The organism is Caldicoprobacter faecalis (assembly GCF_900115765.1).
Taxonomy (GTDB): domain Bacteria; phylum Bacillota; class Clostridia; order Caldicoprobacterales; family Caldicoprobacteraceae; genus Caldicoprobacter; species Caldicoprobacter oshimai.
Genome location: NZ_FOXR01000003.1, coordinates 149,410 through 156,898 on the forward strand (window position 1 = coordinate 149,410; position 7,489 = coordinate 156,898).

At 41.9% G+C, this 7,489-nt stretch carries 9 protein-coding genes; 8 read left to right on the forward strand and 1 reads right to left on the reverse strand.

The window, feature by feature from the left end; all coding sequences use genetic code 11:
* The first annotated feature begins 12 nt into the window (after nucleotides 1-12).
* The 8 genes from csx7 (BM241_RS02365) to BM241_RS02390 all read left to right on the forward strand — a co-directional run bounded on the left by csx7 (BM241_RS02365) (nucleotide 13) and on the right by BM241_RS02390 (nucleotide 5,810).
* Nucleotides 13-780 (forward strand): type III CRISPR-associated RAMP protein Csx7, encoded by a 768-nt coding sequence (gene csx7 / locus BM241_RS02365; protein ID WP_025748579.1) that lies wholly within the window; start codon nucleotides 13-15, stop codon nucleotides 778-780.
* A complete protein-coding gene (csx7, locus tag BM241_RS02370) occupies nucleotides 773-1,621 on the forward strand; it encodes a type III CRISPR-associated RAMP protein Csx7 (protein ID WP_092281949.1) in 849 nt (282 codons plus the stop codon). Before csx7 (BM241_RS02365) ends, csx7 (BM241_RS02370) begins: the two co-directional genes overlap by 8 nt.
* Nucleotides 1,605-2,429, forward strand: coding sequence for an RAMP superfamily CRISPR-associated protein (locus tag BM241_RS02375; protein WP_025748577.1), 825 nt, complete (start codon nucleotides 1,605-1,607; stop codon nucleotides 2,427-2,429). The genes csx7 (BM241_RS02370) and BM241_RS02375 overlap by 17 nt, the downstream gene beginning before the upstream one ends.
* Before the next feature lie 60 nt (nucleotides 2,430-2,489).
* On the forward strand, nucleotides 2,490-3,164 hold the full coding sequence (locus tag BM241_RS02380) for a hypothetical protein (RefSeq protein WP_025748576.1): 675 nt from the start codon (nucleotides 2,490-2,492) through the stop codon (nucleotides 3,162-3,164).
* 288 nt (nucleotides 3,165-3,452) lie between these two features.
* Complete coding sequence (locus BM241_RS12590) at nucleotides 3,453-3,635, forward strand: hypothetical protein (protein ID WP_207648949.1); 183 nt, start codon at nucleotides 3,453-3,455, stop codon at nucleotides 3,633-3,635.
* 80 nt (nucleotides 3,636-3,715) lie between these two features.
* Entirely contained in the window at nucleotides 3,716-4,216 is a 501-nt protein-coding gene (locus BM241_RS12595; protein ID WP_207648950.1) for a hypothetical protein, read from the forward strand.
* Between the two features lie 96 nt (nucleotides 4,217-4,312).
* A complete protein-coding gene (locus BM241_RS12600) occupies nucleotides 4,313-4,531 on the forward strand; it encodes a hypothetical protein (protein ID WP_025748575.1) in 219 nt (72 codons plus the stop codon).
* A gap of 322 nt (nucleotides 4,532-4,853) precedes the next feature.
* Complete coding sequence (locus BM241_RS02390) at nucleotides 4,854-5,810, forward strand: aldo/keto reductase (RefSeq protein ID WP_092281950.1); 957 nt, start codon at nucleotides 4,854-4,856, stop codon at nucleotides 5,808-5,810.
* 88 nt (nucleotides 5,811-5,898) lie between these two features.
* Here the strand turns inward: BM241_RS02390 and BM241_RS02395 are convergent, their stop codons facing one another.
* Complete coding sequence (locus BM241_RS02395) at nucleotides 5,899-7,251, reverse strand: sn-glycerol-1-phosphate dehydrogenase (protein WP_025748573.1); 1,353 nt, start codon at nucleotides 7,249-7,251, stop codon at nucleotides 5,899-5,901.
* Nucleotides 7,252-7,489: the final 238 nt, after the last annotated feature.

The following is a 7,489-nucleotide window of genomic DNA, read 5'->3' on the forward strand; positions in this document are numbered from 1 at the left end:
GATGATTCTGTGATGTTGCTTGATAGATTTTACAATAAATACATAATAAAAGGTACGTTGATTGCGGACACACCTATACATATCGGTTCAGGGGAAGAGAGCTTTGACCCGGTGCAGGTTGATAACTCCGTCATAAGGGACAGCAATGGCAATCCCTATATTCCGGGCAGCTCTCTTAAAGGGGTATTGAGGAGCTATTTAGAGACTCTTCTCATAAGCGGGGTTGATGAAAGGTTTAATGCTTGCCTTATAGTAAACGAGCCTTGCTTGGATAACGATGATGTAAAGAGCATAAAGGAAACCTGTAAATCAAGCCAAAGCAATCAAAACGTGGATCGTTTAGTTGCTGAGGAGATATACAAAAAAATGTGTACTGTGTGCAGGATATTTGGCAACCAATACTTTGCATCCAAACTGGTGGTGAATGATTGCACTTTGAAGGAAGACAAGGCTTATGTTGAGAGAAGGGATGGCGTGGGTATAGATCGGGATACGGGTACGGCAGCCGATAAGAAAAAGTATACTTTTGAACAGCTTGCAGCGGGTGCCAAGTTTGACTTTTGTATGACGGTGGATAACCTGGAACCCGAATATGAGGAGCTGCTGAAACTTATGATAAACGTGCTTAAAAGCGGTGAATTAAGAGTGGGAGGTAAAACCTCGGTGGGATTAGGCTGTATACGGCTTACAGATGTGAGCGCATATAAAATTGAGCATAAAAACCTTAAACAATATCTACTTGAAGGATTGAAGGATGAAATGAGGTGGCAGTATGTTTAAGAGGTTATACAATGAAGCCAGTATATACTTTGAAATGAAGACCGTAAGTCCGCTTTTTATCAATGCAGGGGATAAGGACCAGTTAGATCCCACTGCAGCTGACAACACATTTTTGACCATGTACAGGGACGGAAAGCTGGTACCGGTCATCCCGGGTTCGTCTTTAAAAGGGGTTTTCAGAAGCAGTGCTGAACAGCTGCTTCCCGGCAGCTGTGATATATTCAGGGATCCCTGTGCGAAGAAAATAGAAGGAAAAGAGAAAATGAAAAAAAAGGAGGAAAAGACAAAAACGGAGGAAATAAAGGAAAATGAAATTGGAAAAGAACGATATAAGGCTAGCTGCCCGGCCTGTAAGCTGTTTGGCTCAACCGTGCTTAAGAGCCGTATAGCTTTCAATGACGCTTATCCAGTAGGAGCTTTTAGGGTAGGCCATAGGACGTCGGTTGCTATAGACCGCATAACAGGAGCGGCAAAAACAAATGCGCTTTACGAATTTGAATATGTGGAGGATGCCTCGTTTAAATGTGAAATAAGGCTTAAGAACTTTTTTAGGTGGCATCTAAAACTGCTGTTTGAGGTATTTGATAGAATAGACCAGGGGTTTGTTACCTTTGGAGGTTTTACTTCCAAGGGTTTTGGGCAGATGAAAATTCAAAATGTGGCATTAAAAGTTAAATATTACGATAAGAAAAAGCAAGCAGAGGGTTATATTGACAAAGGATTTTATATAGAAAAGCAATTGACGGGTAGAGAGACAATTTTAGCTCTATTGATCGATGTATCCATCAATGATAATGCTGTTTTGCAAGGATGTGAGTTGGAAGATGACAAAGCCTTATGATTTTGTGCCTTTTTTAAGATGTGAGGGGTATAACGAGAAAGGTGATTTGGAAGGGCGGATCCCTATTAAAGTAAAAACTTTAACTCCGGTTCATATTTCCTCAGGCCGTTACAGGATACAGGACAATAAAAATGTTTATAAAGAATTTGTCAAAGTTAACGGCAGAATAGTTATTCCCGGTACTAGCTTTAAAGGGTGTATAAGGACCATTGCCGAAAGCGTGTCATACAGCTGTTTGCAGACCGCTTTGCGGGATGGTAGCAAATTGCCTGCTAACAAAAGCCATGTTGGGGGTCAAAAATGCATAATATGCGATATGTTTGGGACGATGGGGAGTAAAAGCAAAGTGCGCTTTAGCGATCTTAAGGCGATAGAATATAGAACAGAGATAAGGGGGATACCGAAAAGCTTTCGGCCACATCCTGACAACAGTTTTTATATTGAAAACGGCAAATATAAGGGATACAAGTTTTATAAACATGGTATAAACGGTATCCAGCTTACAGGCCCTGTTCTCTGCGAATTCGTAGGGGTAGGTGCTGAATTTGAAGGAGAGGTGATGTTTAAAGGGCTGACCATTGAACAGCTCAGGCTTTTGTGTTTTTCTTTGGGATTAAGCGGGGATATACACCCCAAGATAGGTTATGGAAAATCGTATTTTTACGGCAGCATTGAGGTGAGTTCACAATCTGAATGGGCAAAATTTGCCAGGGAGTATATCGATACCTGTAGTGATGATATAAGGCAAAACATCAATGTTTTAATTAGCGTATTAAATTATAAAAATGCTTTGAGGTCTTATGATTAGAAGTACTTGAGAACCGCATATGATTGGGATGTTTTGATTTTCTAAGCAGAGGTGGTTGCCATGCCCAAAAGCAAAGAACAGCTTCTGCTTTGTGCAGAAAGCGCCGCCGATTATATAAATCAAACAGGAGGCGGTGGATTTGTAAGTTTTATTTTGGATATGATAGACTTTGTGTCCGAAACGGAGCAGCATGATATCGAAAAGGTCCAGAATTTGTATGAGATACTTTATAACGTTAAAAGCTCTAATATGGAAGTTATAGGTGGGGGAAATAGGCTCAAGCGAGCTTATGTTGATTTTATTGAGAATTTTTTGAAGCTATCAAAGGTATCAGCCTATCCGAACAAATATAATGTTGATAATGAAGAATTTAGAGATTTGAGCTTAAACGAGCTTCATTATGTGTTTGGTTGGGTTAGACGATTGATAAAGGCGCAAGGAAGTTCAAGGTTAGATGAGGAAGATAGGAGAAGACATGAGAAAAAACAGGCAAGGAATATGGAGGATTCTTCTTGTAATAACAGGTATGGTAACCCACGTAATTATGCGAGTAATTATGTGGATGGTGCTTTACAACGTTCAGGTTTGAATACTTCCCAACGCGGTGGTGCAGCGAAAAGGCACTCTTTAGGAGATACTTCAAAAGGCAGCTCTCAGAATGCCGATAAAGGAATTTTTAATACTCAGATGCAGGAACAGCTGGCAAAGCTGGTGCATAAAAACAAAAAGTCTTGAAGAAGGTAGAGCGTAATAGAACATAATTTCACCTGTCGTCGACCTCCAATAGCGTAAAAACTCCTGGAGATCGACGACAATTTTTTTGCTTCAGTTTTCACAGAAGTTTCGCAAAATGATAAATAAAAATGGCGTAATCCTTTGGTATTTAGAGGTTTAGAAAGGATAATAGTAGGAATATATAAATTCCGATTTTTACTGGAAAAAATTTAGGGTTAAAAAATAGGACCATCCTTTCTATAATCAAATTTTGTGTAACAAATCCAAAAAAAGAAAGGATGGTCCAAGATGATAAAAAGGCATATAAGAAGGATGTTCTCTTACTTCTCCAAGATATATTATCTTGGAGAAGAAGTCAAGAGGTTAAAAGACGGGAGGATAAAACCCCAAGTAGAAACCTCGACTATAGCAGTTATAGTTTTGTTTGCATTTATCTGTGGGCTGAAGAGTTTCAATAGGCTGGAACGTTGACTAGAGAAGGGAAGATTCAAAAACTTATTTCATAAGAGAGTAAGTAAGATTGCCTCGAATAGGATACTATTAGGCGTTCGTTGAGCAGCTTTGATATAGACAGTTTAAATGGCATGCATGAGCATATAGTAAAGACTGCATTTAGGAATAAGGTATTTAAGAATGGCACAATAGATGGGTTAAAGGTTGCTGCTATTGACGGAGTGGAGGTATTTGAGAGTACCAAGAAGAGTTGTGAGAGATGTCTTACGCGCGTTGATAAACAAGGAGTAACCCATTATTTTCATAAAGCAGTAGTCTATGCAACTGTGGGTTCTGATCCTCATATTGTATTGGGTTATGAGATGTTAGAACCTAAAAAAGATTGTTGTGATAAGGATGAAGGAGAACTTACTGGGGGTAAAAGGCTTATTAGGAAACTATACAAGCAATTTCATCATTTTGCGGATGTAATAGTAGCAGATGCTCTGTATTGCAGAGCGACATGGATTAAGGAAGTAGTTTTGATTGGGATGGATGCAGTTGTCAGGGTAAAGGATGAGAGGTTGCATATTGTAAAGGATGCGTTAGGTTTGTATTGAAACCGTGAAGCTGACAGGGAATGGGAAGTAGAAGAGGGGAGCAGGAAGAGAATTATTGTTAGAGCATGGGATGAAGATGGATTTGAAGTGGGGGGTATGGAGGAGATTAAAGTAAGATTTATAAGGTTTTTAGAGGAGGTTTATGAAGGGGATAACAAGGAGCTAAAAGAGATTTGGGTAGTAACCACCAGCAAGGATATTAGAGCAGAGACTATATGGAAAAACGCTAATTCCTTATTACGAAAAAATTTATGCTGGAAATTAGATGCGAAATTTCTGATTTTTGCTATAAAACCTTTATTTTTCGGGGAATAAATGCTATAATAAACACTAGAACCTAGAGGTATAATATTTTTTACAAAAAATAACAAGCCTTGTCAAAAGCAACTTGTAACGGTTTTTAGTCTACCTATAAGGAATTGAAACCGGTCACAGATGCAGCAACTTCTCAAAGATGTTGAAAAGTTTTTAGTCTACCTATAAGAGATTGAAAGATGTTTCTTATGTGGCGATAGGGAATATATGCTAAAGGTTGGGTAAGAATAAGTTGTCGATAGTGGCGTTCAAATGGTTGAAAAGCAGCTGAAAATATAATAAGCTGTAATTTGACAGAAACATAAAAAGGAGCGGATGCATAATGAGGTATAAAAGGCTTGGGACAAGCGACCTTGAGGTTTCAGTGGTAGGCCTGGGAACCTGGGCTATTGGAGGAGATTTCTGGGGTAGTGTGGATGACAGGCGCTCCATTGAAACCATTCAGAGGGCGATAGACTGTGGTATAAACCTTATAGACACGGCGCCGGCGTATGGCAATGGCCATGCTGAACGCATTGTAGGTGAAGCCATAAAGGGAAGGCGTGACAAAGTAATCATTGCCACCAAATGCGGCATTGTCCGTGAAGGGCCACGCTTTATACGCAATTTAAAGCCTGAATCCATAAGAAAAGAGATTGACGAGTCTCTAAAACGTTTGGGCGTTGATGTAATAGACCTGTACCAGATCCACTGGCCTGACAAAAATACTCCTCTGGAAGATACAGTGAATGAGCTGGTTAAGCTGAGACAGGCTGGCAAGTTCAGATATCTCGGGGTTTCCAATTTTGACAGGAAGCTTATGGAGGAGATTACGTCTATGACGGAGGTTGTCAGCCTGCAGCCGCAGTATTCCTTACTGGAAAGAGGTATAGAGAAGGACGTGCTGCCTTTCTGTCAAGAGAGGGGGATTGGCATCCTTACATACGGTTCTCTGGGAGCGGGTATTTTGACTGGTAAGTTTAAGGAGAAGCCTAAGTTCGAACAAGGCGACAACAGGGATAAGTTTTATCCGTTTTTCCGTGAACCTTTATGGAGTAAGGCCATGCAGCTGGTGGACGTGCTGAGGGAGATTGCTGAAGAGGTGGGCAAGCCTGTAGCACATGTTGCCATCAACTGGGTAAATCAGCAGGATGGTGTGACGACAGCGCTGGTGGGTGTCAAAACCCCTGCACAGGCCGAGCAAAATGCGGGAGCTGGTGAATGGGAGCTGTCTCAAGAGCAGCTGGAACGAATTGAAGCGGCTTATAAAAAGATTTTTGGTTCCGAGGATATGAATTAATCTCATAAAAGGCTGTTAGCTTTCCCGGTTTAAAATTACAAGAGAGCACTCACGGCTTATCGTGGGTGCTCTCTTGGTTTATAATTCCTTATACAAGACTTATTATCTTTTTTATTTTTTCTTCCAAAATGCCCAGATCATCTGCCAGGCGGAGGATGGTATAGAGAGGCCGAATTTCTTTAGCGTAAAGCAGGGCTTCCTCGACCAGGTTTTGTTCTATACCCAGGGCCTGGGGGGTAAAATTAGCTCTTGCCTTGTGCAGCCATTCCTTTACCATATCGAGTTGGGGTACTGATGAGAGCAACGGTTTAAGGTGAGTTTCCCATTTTTCTTTGATGTCGTGTAGCCTGCGTTCATAAAATGCTGCATCCCAGTTTTGCCTGTTGTTGGAGTCTATTACCTCTTGAGCAATGGGCCCGAACGCTTTTTTTATCTTCTGGCACCATTCTTCGTACGAAATTCTTGTTCTCATTAGCTGCGGTATGTCTATGTTTTCGGGATCCAAGGATGCCAGTTGGTTGTATAATGCCACCGTATAAAGCGCGGCCAGGCCGACCTTTGTGCCGTGCAGAAGCGGCTGGCGCTCTTCCATAAAATATTTCATCTCAATATAGTGGGATATGTGGTGTTCGCTGCCAGAAGCCGGCCGGGAGTTGCCCACCAGCATCATGGCTATGCCCGATACGATGAGGGCTTCCATCAGGGACTGTATGCCTTCAGGCTCCCTTTGACCTATTTCGGATGCTCTGGAGATCACCTCTTCCATAGCGCTTTTGACCATGTTTTTAGCCGTAGGACAAAGTCTTTCCTGTGCCAGGATGATGCCCAGCTGCCAATCAGCCAGGGAGGTAACCTTGCCCAGTATATCGCCAAATCCTGCCAATATCATATCGGCCGGAGCCGAGCACAGCATATCGATGTCGGCTATTATGGCAAGTGGATGAACTGTGATATATGTACGCTTGAATCCGTTTATGAGGAGAGGGGACACGGTGGAAGCGTAACCATCCATTGAAGGGGCGGTGGCAAATACGATATAGGGCTTGCCTGTCCTGTGGCTTATGAAACGCGTTAAGTCATTGATGGTGCCGGAGCCTACTGCTATCAAGAAATCCATTGAGGGCTCAAATTCCAGCAGTATTTGCGTAATGGCTTTTTCGTCGGGTTTTACTATGGGCTTTTGAGTAAGTATGCATGCTTTTATAGAGTACCCGTAATAGGACACCGTTTGGGCTATGTGCCTGCCTGCCAATTCCCAGGTATTGTCGTCACACACCATCAGGCCGCGCTTTCCCAGATTTTCTCTACCGAGGATTGGAGGAATCTCTTTTTCAGCGTTTTGTTTTATGACCACATGTTTTAGAGGTACTGTGTGCTGTCTGCCGCATTCACAGTAAAATGAAGAGCCAAACATGTCTTTGTAGGATGATAGTATGGACATTTTGGATTCGCCCTTTCTGATGTTTATTTTTAGTAGATCAAATCCATTTTACAACACTATATTGCATATTACAATTGACTTCTCCCCGCCCTGGAAGGGGCGAGGATTCTTGACAGCTCCGAATTTCAGGCCGTCTTCCCTATTGGGTGGATATTCCACTCAATAGGGCAACACAGGTGTGGTGTGTACCTCACACCTGTGGGGCAAGCCAATAGCCCTACTACCAGGCTTAAAGAGC